This is a genomic window from Rhizobium sp. KNZ2-6A (assembly GCF_056755475.1).
In genome coordinates, this window is record NZ_JBNDIC010000061.1 from 1 (window position 1) to 20,343 (window position 20,343).

A 20,343-nucleotide genomic window follows, 5' to 3' on the forward strand; every position below is an offset into this window, starting at 1 on the left:
TCCTTTTCGAGATTGATAGGCGCCACGGGAAATGTGTCCAACACCCGAAAGAAATCGGCGCTCGACTTCTCGGTGATCTCCGCAACCACAACCTTGAACAGATGATCCTTGTCGCCGAGTTGATTGTACACCGTCTGACGTGACACGCCGGCTCTTGCTGCGATCGCATCGATGCTCGCCGCCGCAAACCCGTCCTCGGCAAAAACGTCTGCGGCCGCGTTCAGGATTGCCTGACGTTTGCTGGTGGCGGGCCGGCAACTCTCTGTCTCGGAAGAACGCGTTGCGGGCGAAGTTTTCATGACACCACCATATAGGACTTGACCAATTGGACAATAGTGTCCAAAATATTTTACAGGAATGACGATTACACGTTGGAACCCTCTTCGTCTTTCCGCTGCCCCATCTATAATCGCCCACTCAATCCCCGTCACATGCTTTTTGTATGAGATTTTACTTCGTCCGGGGAATGGTGTGCGGGAAAGGTTTTTTCCGTGTAGAGCAAGAATTCCGTTTCATCTCCCGGGGCCGGCGGCTCCCATGCCATCGTCCTTGGCCTTCTTTCAGCCGTCGGTCTCTTTGCCCTCGACATGTATCTACCCGCGTTGCCGACGATCAGTCTGGATCTTCACGCTGACAGCCATTCAGTTCAGGCAAGCCTGATCTCATTCTTCGCCGCCATGGCAGTGTCGCAGATTATCTATGGTCCACTGTCGGATATGTTTGGCCGCAAGCGGCCTCTGTATGTCGGTCTGGTGCTCTACATCCTCGGCGCGATCGGCTGCGCGCTCTCCACCGATATTAGCTGGCTGGTCGCCTTCCGTTTCATTCAGGGAACCGGCGCCTGTGCCGGCGTCGTGATTGCCCGCGCCATCGTGCGCGACCTGCATACGGGGGCGGCCGCCGCGCAACTGATGTCGCGGCTTATGCTGGTCTTCAGTATCTCACCCATCCTGGCGCCGCTCGCGGGCAGCATCGTGACAGTCTTTGGGAACTGGCGACTGATCTTTTGGGTCATGGTCTTCGCCGGTGTCGTCGGCTTCGTCGCGGGCCGCTTTTTCCTCGAGGAGACCCGTCCGGTTGCGGCTCGTAGTGAAAGCAGCCTCGGCGGGGCATTGAAAGCCTATGGAACACTTCTTAGGGACCCGTACTATCTCGGTCTGGTGCTGATGGCCTCCTTCGGCATGTCAAGCTACATGATCTATGTCGCCAACTCCTCCTTCGTACTCATCGGCCATTACGGGCTCTCTCCGACCTTTTACAGCGTGGTCTTTTCGATGAACGCCATTGGCTTCATCGGCATGTCGCAGATGAACGGCTGGCTTGCCCGCCGGATTGGTTTGCGCAAGGTGATCCGCGGCGCGGTTTCTGGTTATGCGCTGACGATGTTGGCGCTGGCTGTCCTAATGGCCGGTGGCATCGACAGCCTCGATATCATGGCGGCTTTCCTGTTTGCGGGCTACGCTTTCCTTGGAATGATCGTGCCGAATGCGGCGGTACTGGCGCTTGAACACCATGGCCGCATCGCTGGCACGGCCTCGGCGATGATGGGGACGGTCCAGTTCATGACATCGGCGCTGGTGGTTGGCATCAGCGGTATGTTTATGGACGGTACGGCAAGACCAATGGTGGTCATCATCGCTATCTGCTCGGCCATCGTGCTCCTCCTTTCGATCGCAGTGCTGAAGAGCAGGCATGTGGTGGCGGCTGAATAGATCTTGCTGCCACCGATTGTACCGGCTTGTGCAGGCCGCTCGCACCGAGGCCTCTTCAGCGCGAGCGAAGTGCGCCTTCGGAGCAGCTCCAAAATCTTCGGACAGCGGAGCTTCTGGATTACATCTCTTTTTCCCACCAGCCGCAGGTGCACTTGTGCCCGGGGTGGAGGGGCTAAACTACCCGTGGATGCTGGATTTCCCTGCGCCTAGGCTCCGCGCCTAGGCGCGAGAACGGTCATTGCTGAGAAGTTCCAGGCGATGGTGATGCCCGGACGTGCCTATAGCCGCATGAAGGATTTCTACGACATTTGGATCCTAAGCAGGTCCTTCGATTTCATTGACGATCGGCTGGCGCGCAATTGCCGCTACCTTCGAACGACGTCAAAGGCCGATCCTCACTGATTTACCCGATGGCCTGACAAACGCCTTCGCCAACAACGAGCAAAAGCAGCAACAATGGCGGGCTTTCGTTGGAAAACGTAGTACGGGTCACGCAGATGCGTGGTGATCGGGCCACAAAGCATGTCCATGCCCGACATGACGTTAACGCCAGGGTGCCGTCCAAATGGAAGCCCGGCATTGATGCCGGGCGCCCGTGCGGCTTTTTCTAATCTCGATGCTCGGGCATCGCCTTTAGCTGGTCCTTGGTCCAAGATGTCACGCCGTGAATCTCGCCGCTTTCGTCGCGCATGAAATCAAGATCGGTTACTCGAACCGACACCGGCTTTGCACCGATGCCGAGGAAGCCGCCGACGTCGATCACGACACTGCTGCCACTGCCGGCTCCATGCAAATGATCAACCGTCCCCACCTTGTGGTCATCGGCTCCATAGATGGACGCACCTTCCAGATTGGCTTGTGTGAGTTCATCTTCAGTCAGTCGTATGTGATTGTTATGATCCATGGATCATTCCTCCATTTGATTTCGGATTGAATGCTCGTGATGGCATTGCGGGTGGCATTGCGTTTGCGCATCGCCGCAGGTTTCTGAGCCGACGCTGATCCGGTGAGTGCCGGCGTGCTTGCCTTGTCCGGCTCCGGCGCTTTTCTTGCCGTCGCCATCATTTTTATTGACGGTCGCTAAAGCTCTCCGCTCGACGTCCTTCTCCGATGGTCCTCTGTCCTCATAGCTTCGGCGATGTGATCGGCATCGCGTTTCTGCGTGTCCGTGTGCTTGGATCTATCGCCACCAGGCATGATATTTCCTCCGTTATGGAGGAATGAACGGCCGTGCGGAGGCTTTGTTCCCAAGTCGTAGCGTGGAGGAACACGTTGCTACGACGGGCGTTCGCCAACACCTCAGCCTGAAATAAATAGCAAGAGCAATCGGCGGATCATGAAAGACCGGACAACTTTGAACGATCTCGTCAACTCTATCCCGTGACGTCTTTATCGAGCCAGCCGGAGCACCCCGCCCTGGACCATTGGCGGGACGCCGACGTCACGCAAGCCTGATGCGATAGACGGCGCCATTGCCCCAGTCGGCTGAGAAGAGATCGCCGGATGGTGAGACCGCCAGGCCCACCGGGCTGGAAAGTCCATCGACGAACAGGCTCGTGCGACCATCGTCGAAAACCTCATGGATGCCCGTTCCACCGTAGTCGACCACGAAGACCCTGCCACTCGCAGTCTGTGCGATCCCCGGTCCTGGCGTGCGCAATGCCTCCCCGGTCTCGATCCGGCGACCATCGCCGCGCACGATGGTCACGCCGCCGCTGATGTTGGAGACAACGAACCCGTTGTCAGGACGATGAATGGCCCCAACCGGTGTTCTCAGACCAGAGACAGCGACACTGCGGGTTTTGGCGGCATCGAAAGCGAGAATCTCGTTGGTGCGTCGGTTGGCGACAAGCAGCCGTCCTGCCCGATCGAAGGCTAGCCCCGCTGGCGTCGCGAGCCCCGTAAGCCAGGTTTCCCGACTGCCATCGGGCGTGAAACGATAGATCTCGTCGCGAGAATAGGAAGCAACATAAATGTTGCCCTCCGCGTCGATCGCGAGACCCGAGGGGCCGGACAAATAACCAGCGAACGTCGTGCGCTTTCCGTCCGGCTCGACGCGCGAGATGCGGTCAGCGCTCCATTCCGCCGCATAGAGGTTCCCGCTCTTGTCGAACGCTATGCCAACCACCGAGCTGAAACCCGTCCAGAGACGTTCGGCCTGGTTGGTGCTCTGCGCTGCGGCTGGAGTGATCATGGCGAGCGATGGCGGCACGAGTGCAGTTGAGATGATTGCGGAAAGCATTGAACGTCGGTCGATCATTCACTTTCTTCTCTACGTGGTCGCGAGGACGGGTTGCTCTTGGCGAACTCTTCCGCAGCGATGCGGATCGCCTGCTGTGTCGCTGGATAGCCGCTGTAGGCGGTGAGATTGACCAGCGTTTCGATGATCTCATCCCGGCTCGCACCAACGTTCAAGGCGGCGTTGATGTGGACGCGCAAAGGCGTTTCCGTTGTCGCGGAGCCGATGGCGGCCAAAGCCGCGCAGGCGCTGAGTTCACGGGTCTTCAGATCGATGCCTTTGCGCGAGAAAACCTCGCCATAGGAATGTTCGACGATCATGCGTCCGAGGTCCGGTGCGATATCGTCAAAACTACGGACCACGGCATCGCCTGACGCGGCCGAGCTTTTCGCAAGCAGAGCCTTCCCTCGCTCCAATCGATCCGTCCGACTTTCCGTATTGACGGACCTGGGGATGTCGACCTGAAGCGGCTGGACGCCGAGCGCGAAGACGCTTCGGGCGACCGAGAATGCGTTCAGGGCGGCCGGAAATCCACGGTAGACGCTGAGTTGGATGAAAAGCTCGATGATCTCTTCGCGTGTGACGCCATTGGCAAGGGCGCCGGCCAGATGAAGGCGAAGCGCATCGCTGCGATTGCCGCTGGAGGCGAGCATCGCGACAATCGCAAGCAGCTTCACTTTGTGCTCCAGCCCATCACGGGCCAACGCCTCTCCGAACGCGAAATCGATTGAAAGCTGCGCGAGGTCGGGAGCGGCGGTAGCAAAGCGATCGAAGTAGTCCTGCCCGTCTCCGCCAGCCAGCCGGTGGAGCATGTCCTTTCCAGTCGCTCCTCGACCCGCTCCATCACCTGTCACAGGCTCGATGGGCTGAAACGCCAGCTCGCGTTCGGCGAATACCGAACGAACAATGCCGACAGCATTGACCGTTGCCGGAAAGCCAAGGATCGCGACCGATACGAAGAGCAATTCGACGATCGCATTGGGCTCGCCGCCCGCATTGAGAAAACCAGCTATATGAAATTTCAGTTGCGGTTGGGCACTCCCGTCTGCCAGCAGCATGGAGACGGTGCACAACTGCCTTAACGGCAGATCAAGCCCCGGGCGGGATAGCACATCGCCGTAGGGGTATTCGACGGTGAAGCGTGAAAGGTCGGCGGAGGTTTCCGCCAACGCATTGATCGGCTCGTCGAAGTTCGGGCCGCCGATCCGGCGGAGTATCTCCAAGCCGCGTGAAAATCGATCCTCATGAGATTCCGAGGTCATAGCTTGCGCACTCCTACTGATGGCGAACGAGCCTGCTATAACGAAGGCAGTCTCGATGAAGCGTCGGCGAGAACTTGCTTTTCCCGTTGTGACAGAATGGGAACCTGGCATTCATATTCTCCTACTCTGCTGTCCGCCCCTACTTTCATTCGTGCCGAACATTGCCGAGACGCTTGTGATAAATCCAATTCATTATTAGTATCACCGTGATGAAAAAGGTTCATATCGCCGCCGTCGATCTCAATCTACTGGTCGTCTTCGACGCCCTCGTTGCAGAACGGCATGCTACGCGCGCGGCCGAGCGAATTGGGTTAACTCAGCCGGCGGTCAGCCATTCCCTCAATCGCCTCCGGGCTCTGTTCGGAGACCCTCTGTTCGTCCGATCACCCCGCGGTATGATGCCGACGCCGCTGGCGCAGGACATCGCGCCAAGTGTGCGGTCGATTCTTGAACAGGTTGAGAGCGTCATGCTTGGCGGGCGCGCGTTCGATCCGGCCGAAAGCACGCGGCAATTCGTGATCGGTCTCTCCGATTATGCTGCTTTCGTGCTTCTATCGCGTCTGACCGCACGGCTCGATCGCGAAGCACCAGGCATTTCTCTGGTGATCCGCAACACAAGCCGCAATGTCGGTTTGCCGATGCTGGACGATGGTACAGTCGAACTCATCGCAGGCAACTTCCCGCCGCCGCCAACCCATATGCGAGAAGAACTGCTCTACGAAGAGGACTTCATCTGCGCCGGCCGTGGCGATCATCCCGATCTGGACGAAGGGCTTGACCTCGACCGTTACCTCTCGCTTCGCCATCTTCAGGTTTCGATGAAGGGCAATGCGAGCGGCTACGTTGATGCTGTGCTCACCGAGAAAGGATTGAAAAGGAATGTCGTCGTGACGGTCGGCCACTTCTTGATGGCGCCGATGCTAGTCGATGCCTCCGACCTCGTGGCAACGGAACCCCGCCGTCTCTTCGCACCGTTGGCTGGGCGGCTCCCGCTCCGACTTTTTCCGCCGCCACTGGATATTCCTTCATTCCGAGTGGTGCAGACTTGGCACGCACGACATGATGCCGACCCAGGACATCAATGGCTACGACGGGTGCTTAGTGAAGTTGGCCAATGGGTTTGAGAGGCCAAAGCCCCAATCCCCGCTGCCGCCTCAACTGCCAAGACACCGCTCCGCCCTGCATGATGCCCGCGACCTCGCGACCGAGCCGTCGGTCAATGACCGGCCGCTACGGGACAAGCGTGAACTCGCAGAACCTTTCGACAATAGCGAACTTGCCGCTCGATAGCTGCACGGTCCCGGTGAAGATGCCCGCAACCGTTTCGCCATCGGTGGCAGCACGGAAAGGCTTCGCTCCCCTGGGCCAGCGCCGCGCCGTTGCGGGCCACCTCGCGCTCCCACTCTGAACGACATATCGTTTTAGACCGTACCCTCACGCGCGGCGGCAGACGGTCGAGGAGCGCCGTCGTCATCTTGGCATCGCCGAACACTGTCGGCCATTCCCCGAAGACTAAGTTCCTTGTGAGCTCCGGCTCACTCCAACACAGGGACAGATCGTGGAATCAGGACCTCGGGCTCCGTATCGTCGATTGCGGCAACGAAATGTCTTGACGGATTTCCTCAACGATCTTTAATTAACTGATCTGCTGGACCAACCAGTGGACCGGGGGGCGCGATGGACGAAAGTCCGATCTTGACCGAGGTACCGAATATCGCGCGGAGCCTCGCCCGCCGAACGGCGCGTGATGTCATCGCCGAGAAGCTGATGGTCCTGATTGCCACCAACATGCTGCGGCCGGGCGACGAGCTACCGGGCGAGCGTGAGTTGGCCAACGTTCTTCATGTCAGCCGCGAAACGGTGCGTGGCGCTATTCAGGCGCTTGCCGCGCAAGGCATCATCGAGGTTTCGCATGGCAGCCGCAGCCGCGTCTGTGAGGTCGACCTCAGCCACATTACTGTGACGATCGCCTCTCCCAATGCAATAGATGGCTATGATCTGGAATCCGTCCATGCCGCACGTCTTCATATCGAACTCAAGGTTGTCCGCGACGCCGCCGAGCGCATCGATGACATCACCTTGGCAAAGCTGCAGGCCCTGCTGGAGGCTCAGCGTCTCGGGGGCGACGATGCGATGCGTTTCTTGATCTGCGACCGCGAATTCCACGTAGCCATCTACCGGGCTTGCGGAAATCCGCTCCTCGCCGCCTTCGTCACCGATTTATACACTTACATGATGAATTACCGCCGCCATGCCATGGCCAAACCGGGTGCCATCGAGGCGAGCTACAGCGATCATCTGGCGATCTTTGAGGCGCTCACTCGCCATGACCAAGACGCTGTCGTTGCGGCGTTCGAGCATCATCTGACGCGTATTTACGACACGACCAAGGTTCAACTGGCGAGCGGCAATCCGGTCTGATCTGGCCAGTATAAGGAGATGTGGCTGAGATGCATGCGAGAGAGATAAAGATGCCGGTCGGCGGCGGGGGATAGGACGTCGAAGTTGGATTAATGCATTCTGGCGGTTCGTGCTTCGGAGGAGGGCTGACCGCAAGTCAGGCAGGTAAACGGTTCTGGGAGGGGCTTTTATGGCAGGTGTCGAGTTTGTCGATGTCAGGAAATCATTCGGGGCGTTCCCGGTTATCAAGGGTGTGAATATCGACATTGCGGACGGGGAGTTCGTGATCCTAGTCGGACCATCCGGATGCGGAAAATCCACGCTTCTGAGAATGCTTGCCGGTCTCGAGAACATTTCCGCCGGCGAGATCCGTATCGGCAATCGCGTGGTCAATGGAATGGCGCCGGGCGACCGCGACATCGCTATGGTGTTTCAGAATTATGCGCTCTATCCGCATATGTCGGTGGCACAGAACATGGCTTTCTCGCTGATGCTCAAGCGTGCGCCGAAAGCGGACATGGATCAGCGTGTCAAAAAGGCCGCGGACATCCTGGGCCTTACCAAGTTGCTCGATCGCTATCCCCGCCAGCTTTCCGGCGGCCAGCGCCAGCGTGTCGCCATGGGCCGGGCGATCGTGCGCGATCCGCAAGTTTTCCTGTTCGACGAACCGCTTTCCAATCTTGACGCCAAGCTCCGGGTCGCCATGCGCGCCGAAATCAAAGAGCTTCACCAACGTCTCGGCACCACGACCGTCTACGTCACACATGATCAGATCGAGGCCATGACGATGGCCGACAAGATCGTCGTCATGCATGACGGCGTCGTGGAGCAGGTGGGAAAGCCGCTGGATCTCTACGACACGCCCGCCAATCTTTTCGTCGCGGGCTTCATCGGTTCGCCGGCGATGAACATGATCAAAGGCCGCCTCGATACGGAGAGCGATGGTCGGTTCATCGCGTCTGACGGAACTGTCCTGCCCATCGCAAATCCGCCCGCTGGCGCCAGGGGGCGCGACCTCGTCTATGGGCTGCGTCCGGAATACATCACGCTCGATGCCGAGGGGCTGCCCGCGGAAATCATCGTGATCGAACCGACGGGCTATGAAACGCAGATGACGGTCCGGTTCGGCGGCAGCGATGTCAACTGCATCTTCCGGGAGAGGATCAATGCCAAACCCGGCGATACGCTGCGCATTTCCATCGATGTGCCGCATGTCCATCTCTTCGACGCCGAAAGCGGTCAGAGATTGACGATTTGATGCCGCTTCGGTGCGGAGCCGGAAGAAGAGGAGTCTTCCGGCTCACCCATCGATGCGGAAGCATTCGGCCGGTTCGAATGCGATAGTCGTCGTTCACCAAACGGGAAGGTGGGCGCCGGGCGAATTTGCTCCCGTTTTCAAAGGAGGAGTATCATGCCATTCAAGAGACGTGACTTTCTTGCCGCATCGGCGGCGGCCGCCGGCATCGCCGGCCTTGGGCCACTCGGTATACGCCCATCTTTCGCCCAAGCCGAACCCGGCTACACGCCCGAAAAGGGCGCAAGTCTCCGGCTGCTTCGCTGGACACCCTTCGTCAAGGGAGACGAGGATGCCTGGCTTGCCAATACCAAGAAATTCACCGAGGCGACGGGCGTCGAGGTTCGTGTTGACAAGGAAAGCTGGGAAGATATCCGACCGAAGGCTGCCGTCGCCGCCAATGTCGGCTCCGGTCCCGACATGGTGATGTGCTGGTTCGACGATGCTCATCAATATCCTGACAAACTCGTCGACCTGACGGAGCTCGCCACCTATCTCGGCAATAAATATGGCGGCTGGTATGACGGCGTGCGCGGTTATGCAACCCGCGACGACAAGTTCATCGCCATGCCGCTGACGGCGATCGGCAATGCGGTCGTTTATCGCGATAGCCACGTAAAGGCAGCGGGCTTCAGCGAATTCCCCAAGGATACCGCAGGCTTCCTGGAGCTTTGCAAGGCGATGAAGGCGAAAGGCACACCCGCCGGCTTTCCGCATGGCAAGGCCGTCGGCGATGGCAACAATTACGCCCATTGGCTGCTTTGGAGCCATGGCGGCAAGATGGTGGATGAAAGCGGCAAGGTGACCATCAACAGCCCTGAAACGCTGGCGGCTATCCACTATGCGCAAGCCCTCTATGCAACCTTCATCCCCGGCACAGAGAGCTGGCAGGACATCAACAACAACCGGGCCTTCCTTGCCGGGCAGGTATCGCTGATCGCAAACGGCGTTTCGGTCTATTATGCAGCAAAGAAAGATCCGAAGCTTGCGGAAATCGCGGCCGATATCAGAACCACAAACTTCCCGATCGGCCCGGTCGGCAAGAGTGTCGAACTGCACCAGACAAGCTCGGTGGTTCTTTTCAGCCATACCAAATATCCGGAAGCCGCCAAGGCCTATATCAAGTTCATGATGGAAGGCGACCAGATGAACGCCTGGATCCAAGGATCGAGCGCCTATTGCTGCCAACCGTTGAAGGCCTTTGCCAACAATCCTGTCTGGACCGCCGATCCCGTTCACGCACCCTATGCGCGCGCCTCGGAAACGCTGCGCCCGAACGGCTATGCCGGTCCACTGGGCTATGCTTCGGCAGGTGTGATGGCCGATTACGTGCTCGTCGACATGTTCGCCGCTGCCGTGACCGGCCAGATGACGCCGGAGGATGCGATGAAAGAGGCTGAGCGACGCGCAAACCGTTATTACAAGGTTTGATCCCCCAGAAGATCTGCAGCATGCCGGCGCCGGCATGCTGCGACCGTCCATCAGGAGATAATGCCATGTCGACCGTGACATCCGGCGATACGACGCGCGGCCCGATCAGATCGCTCATGCAGAACAATAATATGCTCGGCTTCCTTTTCATGTTGCCGGCGGCCATCTTTCTGGTTTGCTTTCTGACTTATCCGCTGGGACTCGGCGTCTGGCTCGGTTTCACGGACACGCGGATAGGGCGCACCGGCAGCTTTATCGGATTGGAGAATTATGAATTCCTGGCCCATGACTCCGTCTTTTGGCTTTCGGTCTTCAATACCTTGCTCTACACTTTCGTAGCTTCTGTCCTGAAATTCGTGCTGGGCCTTTGGTTGGCGCTGCTTCTCAATCAGCACCTCCCGTTCAAATCCTTCTTCCGGGCAATCGTGCTCCTGCCCTGGGTCGTGCCGACGGTGCTTTCGGGATTGGCATTCTGGTGGATCTACGACTCCCAGTTTTCCATTATCTCGTGGTCCCTGATGAAAATTGGCCTGATCCATAGTCCGATCAATTTCCTTGGCGATCCGACCAATGCACGGATCTCGGTGATCATCGCCAATGTCTGGCGCGGCATTCCCTTCGTCGCGATCTCGCTGCTTGCCGGCCTGCAGACGATTCCCGCTTCGCTTCAGGAAGCGGCATCCCTTGATGGCGCTACGAGTTGGCAGCGCTTCCGGTATGTAACGCTGCCGATGTTGACGCCGATCATCGCCGTCGTGATGACGTTCTCCGTGCTGTTCACATTCACGGATTTCCAGTTGATCTATGTGCTGACCAAGGGCGGGCCGGTCAACGCGACGCATCTGATGGCGACGCTTTCTTTTCAGCGCGGCATCCCGGGCGGTCAGCTCGGCGAGGGTGCGGCAATCGCTGTGGCAATGATCCCCTTCCTGCTTGCCGCCATCATGTTCAGCTTCTTCGGTCTGCAGCGCCGCAAATGGCAGCAGGGCGGACAGGACTGAGATTGGGAGAACGCGATGACCATAAAAACCGAAACGGCCAATGCCGTTCTGACCGACGACATCCAAGGCATGGGCTACCTGAACCGCCTGCCTCGCCGTATCGTCATGCTCTATCTGCCGATGGCGGTCTTTGTCTTCGTGCTTCTGTTTCCCTTCTACTGGATGGCGATCACGGCCATCAAGCCGAATGCACAGCTGACCGACTACAATAACTACAGCCCCTTCTGGGTCGTGGAGCCGACGCTTGATCACATCAAGTATCTGTTCTTCGAGACGTCCTATCCGGGCTGGCTCTGGAACACGATATTGGTGGCGGTGGGATCGACGGTGCTGTCGCTGCTGGCGTCAATTTTTGGCGCCTACGCAATCGAGCGCGTGCGCTTCACCGGCTCCCGTTCGATCGGGCTGCTGATTTTTCTGGCCTACCTCGTTCCGCCTTCGATCCTTTTTATTCCTTTGGCTTTCATCGTCTTCAAGCTTGGAATTTATGATTCCAGACTTGCTCTCATCTTCACCTATCCGACCTTCCTCATCCCATTCTGCACATGGCTGTTGATGGGCTATTTCAGATCGATACCCTACGAGCTGGAAGAAAGCGCGCTGGTCGATGGCGCCAGCCGCTGGCAGATCCTGGTCAAAATTATCCTCCCGCTGGCGGTGCCCGGGCTGATCTCGGCCGGCATCTTCGCCTTCACTCTATCCTGGAACGAATTCATCTACGCGCTCACCTTCATCCAATCGTCGGAAAACAAAACAATCCCCGTCGGTGTTCTGACGGAATTGGTTCGCGGCGATGTCTTCGAGTGGGGGTCGCTCATGGCCGGTGCTCTATTCGGTTCATTGCCGGTCGTCATCCTCTACTCTTTCTTCGTCGACTACTACGTTTCGTCCATGACTGGTGCCGTGAAAGAATGATGAATGCCGCGGCAGCAGATCGCCGGTGCGGCGGTCCGCTCCTCGGCCCTCTGGCGTTCAGACCGCCGGTCAAGGAGCTAGGCTGATGGCCCCGCACGCAGACTCGAAGATTTCCATGGTCGCGTTTGTCAAGTTCAGGCAGCACAGAACGGGAGGGCGGGAGGCATGCTTCCAGGTGCACACTAAATTGGGAGCTTTTAGAAAATGATCAGCTCAGATCCGGCCTCTTTGATCTGTCGGCCTGAAACTGATGAGGCGTAACAGTCGCGGCGCGGACCGTCGATGAAGACGAGGATGCGTGATGGACTCAGGAGTAGAGGAGAGCTATATTATCACCAGGTATTACTAGGTGTTTAAGGGGCCACTATGGCAACATCTCTCAAAATTGACGACGCACTGAAAGGTCGCGTCCAGCAGCTCGCCAGCCAGCGCCGCCGCTCGCCTCACTGGATCATGCTCGAAGCCATTCAGCAGTATGTGGAACGCGAGGAAGCACGCGAGAGCTTCAAGCGAGAAGCCTTAGCGTCTTGGGCCAGCTACAGGGAAACCGGCCGCCACCTGAGCGGCGAGGAGGTCCACACTTGGCTGACCACTTGGGGCACCGATGACGAAAAGCCGGTGCCAGAGTGCCACGAGTAATCGTCACCGAAGGCGCTGTGGAAGGCTTGGAGCGATGCCGGCGATTCCTCCTGGCCGCCAAGGCCCCGGATGCCGCCAGACGGGCTGGCCAGGCCATCGCGCGGCAATTCCTGTTATTGGAGACGGCGCCGGACATTGGCCGACCGTTCCACGAAGCGCCTGAGTTTCGCGAACTAACGATAGCCTTCGGGGATTCCGGTTATGTGGCCCTTTATCATTATGAGCCGGCTGACGATGCAGTGTATGTCCTGGCCTTCCGGCACCAGAAGGAAGCAGGCTACTAGTTGAACGCAACATGCTTTCAACGCGTGGCATGTTCATCTGTGGCTTTCCTGGCTCAGGCTGCTTCCGGTCTTTGATCTGCGCAAGGTCGCTTTCCATCGATTGGGCGGCAATGATGCCGTAGTCGTTTTGCAGATTGGACCAAAACTCAGGCGCCGTCTTGGCTCCATGTGCTCTCATGGAAGGTCGTAAGCCTTTGAAGGGGGAGAGATGGAATTTGTTCACGCCTCACACAACGACATTCGTTCAGCTCAGCACCTCGCCTCGTCACGCTGCCCTCGTCAACAGGACCTGCATCCGGTAGATTTTCGATGGCTTGCGTCAGGTCTCCGCCTTGAGAGCGTGCTTGACGCGTAGAATGCTGATGGCGACGGTTCCCACAACGACCGGAATGGCGACAAGCATCATCAGGGGATTCAAGTGGAACCCTGCATGATCTGCCGTCTCGAAAATAAACTTCAGCAAACTCAGCAGGTAATAGCTGATTGCAATAATCGAAAATCCTTCTACCGCACGCTGGATCTTGACTTGCGTGGCAGCCCGCTCGGCCATTGCCTGGATCTGCGTCGCGTTCTGGAACTCGATCTCCACTTGAATCCGCGTTTGCAGGAGGTCGAGCAGGTGCATCGTGGCTCTCGATAGTTGATCCAGCCGCAACGCTGTTGCCTCGCAGGTGCGAACCGCAGGCTTAAATCGCCGCTCTACGAAGGTGCCGAAGCGCTGGAAGCTAACAACATGAGTCTCCCGCAACAAAGCGATGCGCTCTTCGACAATCTTCGCGTAAGCAGCGGTTGCCCCGAACCTGTTTCTGGTCTCAGCACTCGCTGAAATGATGTGCGATGAGAGGATGGTGATCTCCGCAAGCAGCTGCTTGTGTGCATTTGCAGGTGTGATCAAGTTTCGGTTCGTCAGTTGGACGAGTCCCGCATCATAACCACCCAGAAGAGGCGCCAGGCGCCGCGCCTCGGGCAATCCGAGGAGCGCCATCGACCTGTAGGTTTCGATCTCAAAGATGCGGCGTACCATTCGCCCCAGGCGATGTGCGTTCAGGTCCTTGTTGAACAAGATGATCCTGCTTGAATTATCATCCCGAACGCGAAAATCGGAACAAACTTGCGCCGAGCCACCGCCGATCGATGATGCGGCGCAATCGCCAAAGTCGAAGGTTTTCAGAATCGGCCCTAGCTCATCAGGAGGGCTCCCAAGGACAAGAATGCTGACGTGGCAAACAAGCAGGGGAGAAATCAATCCTGCGAGCTGCGCGAAGTCACCTTCCATGAGGTCAGGTTCTGGCCACCGCTCCGGCTCGGACTCTAGCTTCCGAACCCGTGTTACCGTCACGAACTCAGTATGCCGCTCAACCCTTACGGAAATGCCGCCGTCGACTTCGAGGGAATCGTGGAACTCCCTGATCGCTCCATCTAAGGGCATGAACGCCAAGTGCTCGACGATCGCCGGACCGCTGAAATAAATCGACGGTCGAGCGTGAAGCTCGGAGTTGAAGTCTGCCGACTTTTGCAAAATTGCGGCTGAGCTGAAGACAGGTGGTTGGGAGGCGGACACAGTCGCCGAAACTGTACCAGCGTCTTCTGTACCCTCGGATGCCACGTCGATTTTCCCCATACCCACAATCCCCCTTGCCGTAGACCTATATGAACTGAATGCTGACAAGTTGAAAGTCCTTGAGGCGGTCCTGCGTGATCGCCGCGACGGTCAGATCGGCGATCTTCCGATTGAGGAAAAAGAGATCTATGCGCGGCCCCGCATCAGCCATGCACAATCGGCCGACGATTACGTCTCGATCGGCCGTGATGTGGAAGCCAGGTTCTCGCTCGCGCCATCCATGCGCATATCCACTTCCGCACCTTCCTCAATGGCAACCGCACCGTCGTCTTCCCGGCAAGCCCAGGCTCCTACACTTCCGAGCGCATGGGGTGAGCGACGGGAAGAAAGGCGGCGGCTTCGGTGATCGAGGCTGTGAAGGCTGCGGCGGCGGGACTTGAGGCGGAGGCTGGTGTAAAGACCGGACTTGTGGTCGTCGTCGTCGGGGACGACCCGGCCACCCACACCTATGTCGGCGCCAAGGGCCGCACGGCCAAGGAATGCGGCTTCAATCGTCATCTGCTGTGTTTCGGTGGGGTCTTTGACCCCACCATAGGTGTCGAACGTTGCCCCCGGACTCCCGGAAAAAGCCAAACTGAGCAGCCTATCAGTCTGTGCCGGCCGGGGACATTCTTCGACGTCGAAAGGGGTCGGAGTTCGGCGCTCAATCACACACGGAAACCCGAATAACCTCCAGTTTCCACTCGATGCGAAATCGAATAACATCTCTCTTTATTGCAGATGGTCAAAGAGAGCATTAGGGATGTCTATGCAGCAAGTCTACCACGGGCTCACCAGGGCGGCTGCCTTAGGCATTCTGATTATTTTTCCCGCTGTTTTCTTTGTCTCCTGCTCGACCCTCGGCGAATCTGGCGGTCAATCTGGTCCCGTAACCGCGAGCAAATCGACAGATCCCGCCAAAGACAAAGCGGCCGCCCGTCGGCGATGGTCAGAGAGAGTCCAACGAGATAATCAGCTAGATCCAACCGGGTCGGCACCGGGTTCCTACGGCTCTTTCGGTCCTCGTTTCAGTTGGTGAGCGCTAAATTTGTAAACTGCCCTGTCTTAGACTTTTGGGGACAATTTCGGAGATCAGCCATCTCGCAGGCTGCGCTCGCTTTGCCACTTTAGTTATGAGCGGTTGAGGTGACACGCAAAACTGGCTATCTGCCAGTCCGTCTAATTCGCGAACAGCAAGGTTATGGCTGCATGGCTCCAGATTTCCTCGTCACCCATTCCGGCGGTTTTCATGCCGACGAAGTGCTGTCCAGCGTCATTCTCACGCGGCTTTTCCCTAACGCGCGGCTGGTTCGCAGCAGAGCGCCGGAATGGATCACGCCCGGCGCCGATCGCATCGTCTACGATGTCGGCAGCGCTTATGACGCAATTCTAGGGATTTTCGATCATCATCAGCGCGGCGCACCACAGCGCGAGGATGGTCGGCCCTTCAGTTCATTCGGCTTGATCTGGAAACATTTCGGCCGCGACTACCTGACCGCCATCTCTGTCCCTAACGCGTTCGTCGAAACCGTATACGCTGCTTTCGATGCCAGTTTCGTCTTGCCAATCGACCTTGTCGACAACGGCGCCCTCAACCCCGATAGCGCCGGCTTGCTCGCCGGATTGACCTTGCCGTCCTTGCTCGAAACATTGAAGCCGGTCTTCGATGATGCAGATCCGGGGGCGACCGATCGGGCATTCCATGCTGCGATCGCAATCGCGCGCAGTTTCGTCGAAGCGAAGATCGATGGTATCCACGCGAAGCTGCGCGCCGAATCCTTGGTGCTGCAGGCAATTGCGTCAGCGGGTAAGGACCGCGTTCTCGATCTGCCGATGGGCATGCCGTTTCGTCCGGCGATCGTAAAGGCAGGTGCAGATCATCTTCTGTTCGTGGTCCATCCGCGTGAGGCAGATTGGTGCCTGACCGGAATTCGCCGCGCGGAGGAGGGGTTCGAGCTGCGCGCCGACCTCCCGGCGGCCTGGGCAGGGTTGAGCGGTCGCGATCTGGAAGTGGCCACTGGAATTGAGGGCGCTAGTTTCTGCCATACCGGCCGGTTTATTGCCGCCGCCAAAACGCGAGAGGCCGTGCTTGCTTTGGCCGAGTTGGCCGTGGAGGACGCGGAGAAAAGAGACGATTGAGTACCGGATCGAGGTCGCGCTCCCCCACCGAAACGCTAAGCGGATCAGTATGTGGGCAGAGTCGGGCCAATTGCCCGTTCTGGTCTTCCTCTCGATCTTACAGGTGCGGCACGCGGAGTTAACCGGGTGCCCAGCCGTATATCTCGGTGATATCTCTTGTGCCCGGTTGGCGGCCTTCGAGCGCAAGCCTTGCGGCGGCCTGCTGGATGGCGGCGTTTAGAGGTGCTGCTATTCCGTGGGCGCGGGCGAGCCTGACGATCTCGCCGTTAAGGTAATCGACCTCACTTGTGGCTCCGCGTGTGAAGCTTTGCCAGGTCGATTGCTGGCCGGGCTCGATCCCGCTTTGAGGTGCGACATGCCACCCTGAAATGTCGATCTTCCACTCCGACGGTGCCGCGAGGTCATAGCCGGCGGCCATGAGAACAGAGCGTGCCTCCTTCGCCAGATCGGCCGAAGCCTTCGAGCGGAGCTCGGCGCTGCCGGCAAAAAGCTCGACGGCATTGGTAACGTTGTGCTCCAGCTTGGCAGCCTTCCATCGGCGGATGTCCGGCCGCGCTTCGGCGAGGTAGCCAGCCTTGACGAGATCCGAGACGATTGAGAGAGCCGTATCATCGAGGCCTTGCGGATAGCGCCCAAGCGCGACGATACCGACATTCGGCTCGCCACCAACGACGACTTCGCCGGTGACCGTGTAACGCGCCGGAATGCGAATGCTGGCCGCATAGACGCGATCGAAGCGCCGCAGCGCGATGTCTTCCGCGGCCAGCCCATTTTGCAACGTCACGAGGGGCAGTTCCGATGCAAAGCCTGCACCCTCGACTTCCCGCCAGGCCCAGAATTCCGTGGCCGACTCGACATGCTGTGCCTTGACCGCAAGGACCAGAATATCGCCTGGCCGGAGCGGCGGCGGTGTGGCTGCGTCGGCGGTGTTGAGCCTGAGCACCCGGTGTCCGCCCGGCCGGCGATATGAGAGACCATGAGCGGCGATATGGGAAATCTGAGCGCCGCGCCCAATGAGCACATAGGGGATGCCATGCGTTTCGAACTCGGCCGCAAGGCTTGCGCCGACAGCACCGGCGCCAATGATGATATAGCGTGCCATGATCAGGCCGTCTTCAATACGGTGAGATTGACCGGAGTAGCCGACGGCGTGTCCTTTTCGCTCTTCCAACGTTCGAAGGCCGCGCGCCCGAGGATGGAAATGGATGTGTCTTCCTGCGGGGCATGGACGAGCACCGACTGAATGTCGCGGAAGTGGCGCTCCAGCCCCAGTTCGCTCCCGAGGCCGGGATTGCCGATGCCGCGCACCGCAACCTGGACCGCGTCGCGCAGTTGCCGCCCTGCGATCAGCCGCGCTCGTATGTGCGTTTCGGCATCGGCATGCTGGTCGCTCAGGGCGCCGAAGATGATCTGTCGGGCACCGGAGACGAGCAGGTCGATTTCGCCCGAGAGTGTGACGAAGCGTTCGGTGCGCGCGATCGGATGGCCGAGGTTGGTCGGAACCCGCTCGTGAGCGAAGCGGATAAATGCTTCCTGCGCGGCTTCGGCCACCCCCAGATAAAGTGCAGTCAGCGCAAGCGTGATTGCCGCATGGGCGCGATTGTCCTGCTGGGCAACGGATGGATCTACGAGATCGATGACATTCTCGAGCGGGATTTCGACATCGGCATATTCGACATCGTGAGAGCCGGAGGCGCGCATGCCAAGGCTATTCCAGTTCTCGATGACGCGAATGCCCGGGAGCTTGTTCGGCACAACAAATGTTCCGACACGGGCCGGCGTTTCATCCGTGTGCGCCCAGACCAGGAAATGCGTCAGACCGTGCGCGCCGGTGACGAAACGCTTAGCGCCGGTGATCGACCAGCCGGAGGCGGTACGGCGGGCAACCGTGGCCGGCAGGCCGCCGCGCGCGGGCGAACCGAGTTCCGGTTCGACGCGGGCGGCGTTGAGAAGCAGCGGATGCTGCTTGGCCTGCGCAAGCAGGCTCTTGTAGAGATCGTCAGGCCAATGGCTTTTTATTGCCTGTCCGAGATGGTTGAAGATCGTCATCGCACTGATGAGCGCGACCGATGGATCGCCCTTGCCGAGCGCCGCCAGTATCGTTGCTGTCTCGTGGAGCGTTGCGCCGGCGCCCCCATATCGCGAGGCGACGGTGCTTTCGAGCAGGCCGCTTTGATGAACCGCACGAATGCCCGTCCATGGGAAATCCCCTGTCCGGTCTGCCTCGGGGGCCGCGTCTGCAAGAGCACGGCTCGTCGCGATCAACAAGCTTGGATCGAAGGACGTGTTAGCCGTAAGCATCAGGCCGCAGCCTTCTTCTTTGCCTCTTCCCGTTCGCGTATCCCCTCGCGCACCAGGGGCAGGATGTAGCGGCCGTAGTCGACGGCATCGTTGAAGTTGTCATAGCCGCGAATGGAGATGAGATCGCAGCCGAGATCGATATAGTCCAGGATCGAATCGGCGATCGTGCGCGGCGATCCGACGAGCGCGGTTGTGGCGCCGGAGGCATTGGTCGCCGTGACCGTCGGATACCACAGGGCACGATCATGGACGTCGCCGCGCGCTGCAATATCGAGGAGCCGCTGCGATCCGACATTGGCGGGGCGAGGGGCCGAGGGCGGAGCCCGATGGAGGCCCTTTTCCCGGTTGCCCTTAAGCTGGTCGAGCACCCGGTGGGCCTTCTCCCAGGCAAGCTCGTCGGTTTCGGCAACGATCGGGCGGAAGGTCACCCAGATCCGCGGCCGGTCGGTCCTGCCTGCCTTTGCAGCTTCGGTATAAATCCGCTCGATCTGCTGTTTGGTTTCCGCCAGGGGCTCACCCCATAACCCGAAGATGTCGCAAAGCGAACCGCCGATCCGGTAGGCGGCGTCCGATGAGCCACCGAGGGAGATCGGGATCAGTCCATTCGTCGGGCGGACGGCGCTGCGGAACTGCTTGAACTGGTAGTATTTCCCGTCGAAATCGAAGGGCTCGGTCGATGTCCATGCGAGACGCAGGATGCGGATATATTCTTCCTGGCGTTCGTAGCGCTGCTCCTTGTTGAGGAAGTCGCCTTCACGGGCCTGTTCATCATCGCTGCCGCCGGCAATGAAGTGGACGACGACACGCCCGCCGCTCAACTGATCAAGCGTGGCGAGCGATTTGGCTGCGACCGTCGGGTAGACGGTGTTGGGCCGCAGCGCGACGATGATCTTGATGTTCTTGGTATGCGCAAGGACGGTCGCGCCGATCGTGAAGGGGTCAAAGGAGGAGGAAGAGTAGGGGATCAGCGTGTAGTTGAAGCCGTAATCATCGAGTGCGCGTGAATAACGCTCGAGGTAGCGGGGATCGACCGGAGCGTCCGGGATGGGGTTGAGATCGTTCGAGGCGTTGGGAAAACTGACGCTGATGAATTCCGCGGACATGGGAGCTCCTCTGATTATCGAAT

At 58.9% G+C, this 20,343-nt stretch carries 19 protein-coding genes and 5 pseudogenes; 13 read left to right on the forward strand and 11 right to left on the reverse strand.

What is annotated here, in order from left to right; genetic code table 11:
- On the reverse strand, window positions 1-299 hold a 299-nt coding region (locus ACPYOP_RS28570), incomplete at its 3' end, for a TetR/AcrR family transcriptional regulator (protein ID WP_481413626.1).
- A 243-nt stretch (window positions 300-542) separates the two neighbouring features.
- On the opposite strand from ACPYOP_RS28570, the gene ACPYOP_RS28575 reads away from it, so the two are divergent.
- Together ACPYOP_RS28575 and ACPYOP_RS28580 are read left to right on the forward strand one after the other, a co-directional pair.
- Window positions 543-1,712, forward strand: a complete 1,170-nt coding sequence (locus ACPYOP_RS28575; RefSeq protein ID WP_481413650.1) for a multidrug effflux MFS transporter — start codon at window positions 543-545, stop codon at window positions 1,710-1,712.
- Between the two features lie 148 nt (window positions 1,713-1,860).
- Window positions 1,861-2,184 (forward strand): annotated as a pseudogene (locus ACPYOP_RS28580) (nucleotidyl transferase AbiEii/AbiGii toxin family protein); the annotation flags it as partial.
- A gap of 135 nt (window positions 2,185-2,319) precedes the next feature.
- Here the strand turns inward: ACPYOP_RS28580 and ACPYOP_RS28585 are convergent.
- From ACPYOP_RS28585 to ACPYOP_RS28595, 3 genes are all read right to left on the reverse strand, one after another.
- Entirely contained in the window at window positions 2,320-2,616 is a 297-nt protein-coding gene (locus ACPYOP_RS28585; RefSeq protein ID WP_481413627.1) for a PRC-barrel domain-containing protein, read from the reverse strand.
- 537 nt (window positions 2,617-3,153) lie between these two features.
- Window positions 3,154-3,972 (reverse strand): NHL repeat-containing protein, encoded by an 819-nt coding sequence (locus ACPYOP_RS28590; protein WP_481413628.1) that lies wholly within the window; start codon window positions 3,970-3,972, stop codon window positions 3,154-3,156.
- Window positions 3,969-5,213, reverse strand: a complete 1,245-nt coding sequence (locus ACPYOP_RS28595; RefSeq protein WP_481413629.1) for a carboxymuconolactone decarboxylase family protein — start codon at window positions 5,211-5,213, stop codon at window positions 3,969-3,971. Before ACPYOP_RS28595 ends, ACPYOP_RS28590 begins: the two co-directional genes overlap by 4 nt.
- Window positions 5,214-5,422: 209 nt before the next feature.
- Between ACPYOP_RS28595 and ACPYOP_RS28600 the strand changes: the two genes are divergently transcribed.
- On the forward strand, window positions 5,423-6,337 hold the full coding sequence (locus ACPYOP_RS28600; RefSeq protein WP_481413630.1) for a LysR family transcriptional regulator: 915 nt from the start codon (window positions 5,423-5,425) through the stop codon (window positions 6,335-6,337).
- On the opposite strand, the pseudogene ACPYOP_RS28605 reads toward ACPYOP_RS28600, so the two are convergent.
- A pseudogene (locus ACPYOP_RS28605) lies at window positions 6,312-6,615 on the reverse strand (DUF3363 domain-containing protein); the annotation flags it as partial. The gene ACPYOP_RS28600 and the pseudogene ACPYOP_RS28605 sit on opposite strands and share 26 nt — an antisense overlap.
- 45 nt (window positions 6,616-6,660) lie before the next feature.
- Window positions 6,661-6,738, reverse strand: a pseudogene (locus ACPYOP_RS28610) (ATP-binding protein); the annotation flags it as partial.
- Window positions 6,739-6,890: 152 nt separating this feature from the next.
- On the opposite strand from ACPYOP_RS28610, the gene ACPYOP_RS28615 reads away from it, so the two are divergent.
- The 7 genes from ACPYOP_RS28615 (at window position 6,891) to ACPYOP_RS28645 (ending at window position 13,177) form a co-directional block, all read left to right on the forward strand.
- A complete protein-coding gene (locus ACPYOP_RS28615) occupies window positions 6,891-7,634 on the forward strand; it encodes a FadR/GntR family transcriptional regulator (RefSeq protein WP_481413631.1) in 744 nt (247 codons plus the stop codon).
- A gap of 169 nt (window positions 7,635-7,803) precedes the next feature.
- On the forward strand, window positions 7,804-8,871 hold the full coding sequence (locus ACPYOP_RS28620; RefSeq protein ID WP_481413632.1) for an ABC transporter ATP-binding protein: 1,068 nt from the start codon (window positions 7,804-7,806) through the stop codon (window positions 8,869-8,871).
- Between the two features lie 153 nt (window positions 8,872-9,024).
- Window positions 9,025-10,338: an ABC transporter substrate-binding protein gene (locus ACPYOP_RS28625; RefSeq protein WP_481413633.1), complete on the forward strand. Its 1,314-nt coding sequence runs from the start codon at window positions 9,025-9,027 to the stop codon at window positions 10,336-10,338.
- A gap of 65 nt (window positions 10,339-10,403) precedes the next feature.
- Window positions 10,404-11,339 (forward strand): carbohydrate ABC transporter permease, encoded by a 936-nt coding sequence (locus tag ACPYOP_RS28630; RefSeq protein WP_481413634.1) that lies wholly within the window; start codon window positions 10,404-10,406, stop codon window positions 11,337-11,339.
- Between the two features lie 15 nt (window positions 11,340-11,354).
- A complete protein-coding gene (locus tag ACPYOP_RS28635; protein ID WP_481413635.1) occupies window positions 11,355-12,254 on the forward strand; it encodes a carbohydrate ABC transporter permease in 900 nt (299 codons plus the stop codon).
- A 366-nt stretch (window positions 12,255-12,620) separates the two neighbouring features.
- Complete coding sequence (locus ACPYOP_RS28640; protein WP_481413636.1) at window positions 12,621-12,893, forward strand: CopG family ribbon-helix-helix protein; 273 nt, start codon at window positions 12,621-12,623, stop codon at window positions 12,891-12,893.
- A complete protein-coding gene (locus ACPYOP_RS28645; RefSeq protein ID WP_481413637.1) occupies window positions 12,881-13,177 on the forward strand; it encodes a type II toxin-antitoxin system RelE/ParE family toxin in 297 nt (98 codons plus the stop codon). The genes ACPYOP_RS28640 and ACPYOP_RS28645 overlap by 13 nt, the downstream gene beginning before the upstream one ends.
- Window positions 13,178-13,496: 319 nt before the next feature.
- Here the strand turns inward: ACPYOP_RS28645 and ACPYOP_RS28650 are convergent, their stop codons facing one another.
- Together ACPYOP_RS28650 and ACPYOP_RS28655 are read right to left on the reverse strand one after the other, a co-directional pair.
- Complete coding sequence (locus ACPYOP_RS28650) at window positions 13,497-14,798, reverse strand: DUF3422 domain-containing protein (protein ID WP_481413638.1); 1,302 nt, start codon at window positions 14,796-14,798, stop codon at window positions 13,497-13,499.
- Window positions 14,799-14,823: 25 nt separating this feature from the next.
- Window positions 14,824-14,949, reverse strand: coding sequence for a hypothetical protein (locus tag ACPYOP_RS28655; protein WP_481413651.1), 126 nt, complete (start codon window positions 14,947-14,949; stop codon window positions 14,824-14,826).
- Between ACPYOP_RS28655 and purU the strand changes: the two are divergent.
- The 3 genes and pseudogenes from purU to ACPYOP_RS28670 form a co-directional block, all read left to right on the forward strand.
- Window positions 14,938-15,113, forward strand: a pseudogene (gene purU / locus ACPYOP_RS28660) (formyltetrahydrofolate deformylase); the annotation flags it as partial. The gene ACPYOP_RS28655 and the pseudogene purU overlap by 12 nt on opposite strands.
- 27 nt (window positions 15,114-15,140) lie before the next feature.
- Window positions 15,141-15,287: pseudogene (locus tag ACPYOP_RS28665) on the forward strand (tetrahydrofolate dehydrogenase/cyclohydrolase catalytic domain-containing protein); the annotation flags it as partial.
- Window positions 15,288-15,986: 699 nt separating this feature from the next.
- On the forward strand, window positions 15,987-16,916 hold the full coding sequence (locus ACPYOP_RS28670) for an MYG1 family protein (protein WP_481413639.1): 930 nt from the start codon (window positions 15,987-15,989) through the stop codon (window positions 16,914-16,916).
- 118 nt (window positions 16,917-17,034) lie between these two features.
- On the opposite strand, the gene ACPYOP_RS28675 is transcribed toward ACPYOP_RS28670, so the two are convergent.
- Genes ACPYOP_RS28675 through ACPYOP_RS28685 form a run of 3 tightly spaced genes read right to left on the reverse strand, consistent with a single transcriptional unit; the run spans window position 17,035 to window position 20,320 of the window.
- A complete protein-coding gene (locus tag ACPYOP_RS28675) occupies window positions 17,035-18,018 on the reverse strand; it encodes a ketopantoate reductase family protein (RefSeq protein ID WP_481413640.1) in 984 nt (327 codons plus the stop codon).
- A 2-nt stretch (window positions 18,019-18,020) separates the two neighbouring features.
- Entirely contained in the window at window positions 18,021-19,217 is a 1,197-nt protein-coding gene (locus tag ACPYOP_RS28680; RefSeq protein ID WP_481413641.1) for an acyl-CoA dehydrogenase family protein, read from the reverse strand.
- On the reverse strand, window positions 19,217-20,320 hold the full coding sequence (locus tag ACPYOP_RS28685) for an LLM class flavin-dependent oxidoreductase (protein WP_481413642.1): 1,104 nt from the start codon (window positions 20,318-20,320) through the stop codon (window positions 19,217-19,219). The genes ACPYOP_RS28680 and ACPYOP_RS28685 overlap by 1 nt, the downstream gene beginning before the upstream one ends.
- Window positions 20,321-20,343: the final 23 nt, after the last annotated feature.

What these genes read in the sequence shown, in the direction of transcription:
- ACPYOP_RS28680 (WP_481413641.1), bottom strand. Translation starts at nt 19,217, where the DNA reads ATGCTTACGGCTAACACGTCCTTCGATCCAAGCTTGTTGATCGCGACG.
- ACPYOP_RS28585 (WP_481413627.1), bottom strand. Translation starts at nt 2,616, where the DNA reads ATGGATCATAACAATCACATACGACTGACTGAAGATGAACTCACACAA.
- ACPYOP_RS28615 (WP_481413631.1), top strand. Translation starts at nt 6,891, where the DNA reads ATGGACGAAAGTCCGATCTTGACCGAGGTACCGAATATCGCGCGGAGC.
- ACPYOP_RS28620 (WP_481413632.1), top strand. Translation starts at nt 7,804, where the DNA reads ATGGCAGGTGTCGAGTTTGTCGATGTCAGGAAATCATTCGGGGCGTTC.
- ACPYOP_RS28650 (WP_481413638.1), bottom strand. Translation starts at nt 14,798, where the DNA reads ATGGGGAAAATCGACGTGGCATCCGAGGGTACAGAAGACGCTGGTACA.
- ACPYOP_RS28655 (WP_481413651.1), bottom strand. Translation starts at nt 14,949, where the DNA reads ATGGCTGATGCGGGGCCGCGCATAGATCTCTTTTTCCTCAATCGGAAG.
- ACPYOP_RS28630 (WP_481413634.1), top strand. Translation starts at nt 10,404, where the DNA reads ATGTCGACCGTGACATCCGGCGATACGACGCGCGGCCCGATCAGATCG.
- ACPYOP_RS28640 (WP_481413636.1), top strand. Translation starts at nt 12,621, where the DNA reads ATGGCAACATCTCTCAAAATTGACGACGCACTGAAAGGTCGCGTCCAG.
- ACPYOP_RS28590 (WP_481413628.1), bottom strand. Translation starts at nt 3,972, where the DNA reads ATGATCGACCGACGTTCAATGCTTTCCGCAATCATCTCAACTGCACTC.
- ACPYOP_RS28675 (WP_481413640.1), bottom strand. Translation starts at nt 18,018, where the DNA reads ATGGCACGCTATATCATCATTGGCGCCGGTGCTGTCGGCGCAAGCCTT.
- ACPYOP_RS28670 (WP_481413639.1), top strand. Translation starts at nt 15,987, where the DNA reads ATGGCTCCAGATTTCCTCGTCACCCATTCCGGCGGTTTTCATGCCGAC.
- ACPYOP_RS28635 (WP_481413635.1), top strand. Translation starts at nt 11,355, where the DNA reads ATGACCATAAAAACCGAAACGGCCAATGCCGTTCTGACCGACGACATC.
- ACPYOP_RS28600 (WP_481413630.1), top strand. Translation starts at nt 5,423, where the DNA reads ATGAAAAAGGTTCATATCGCCGCCGTCGATCTCAATCTACTGGTCGTC.
- ACPYOP_RS28595 (WP_481413629.1), bottom strand. Translation starts at nt 5,213, where the DNA reads ATGACCTCGGAATCTCATGAGGATCGATTTTCACGCGGCTTGGAGATA.
- ACPYOP_RS28685 (WP_481413642.1), bottom strand. Translation starts at nt 20,320, where the DNA reads ATGTCCGCGGAATTCATCAGCGTCAGTTTTCCCAACGCCTCGAACGAT.
- ACPYOP_RS28625 (WP_481413633.1), top strand. Translation starts at nt 9,025, where the DNA reads ATGCCATTCAAGAGACGTGACTTTCTTGCCGCATCGGCGGCGGCCGCC.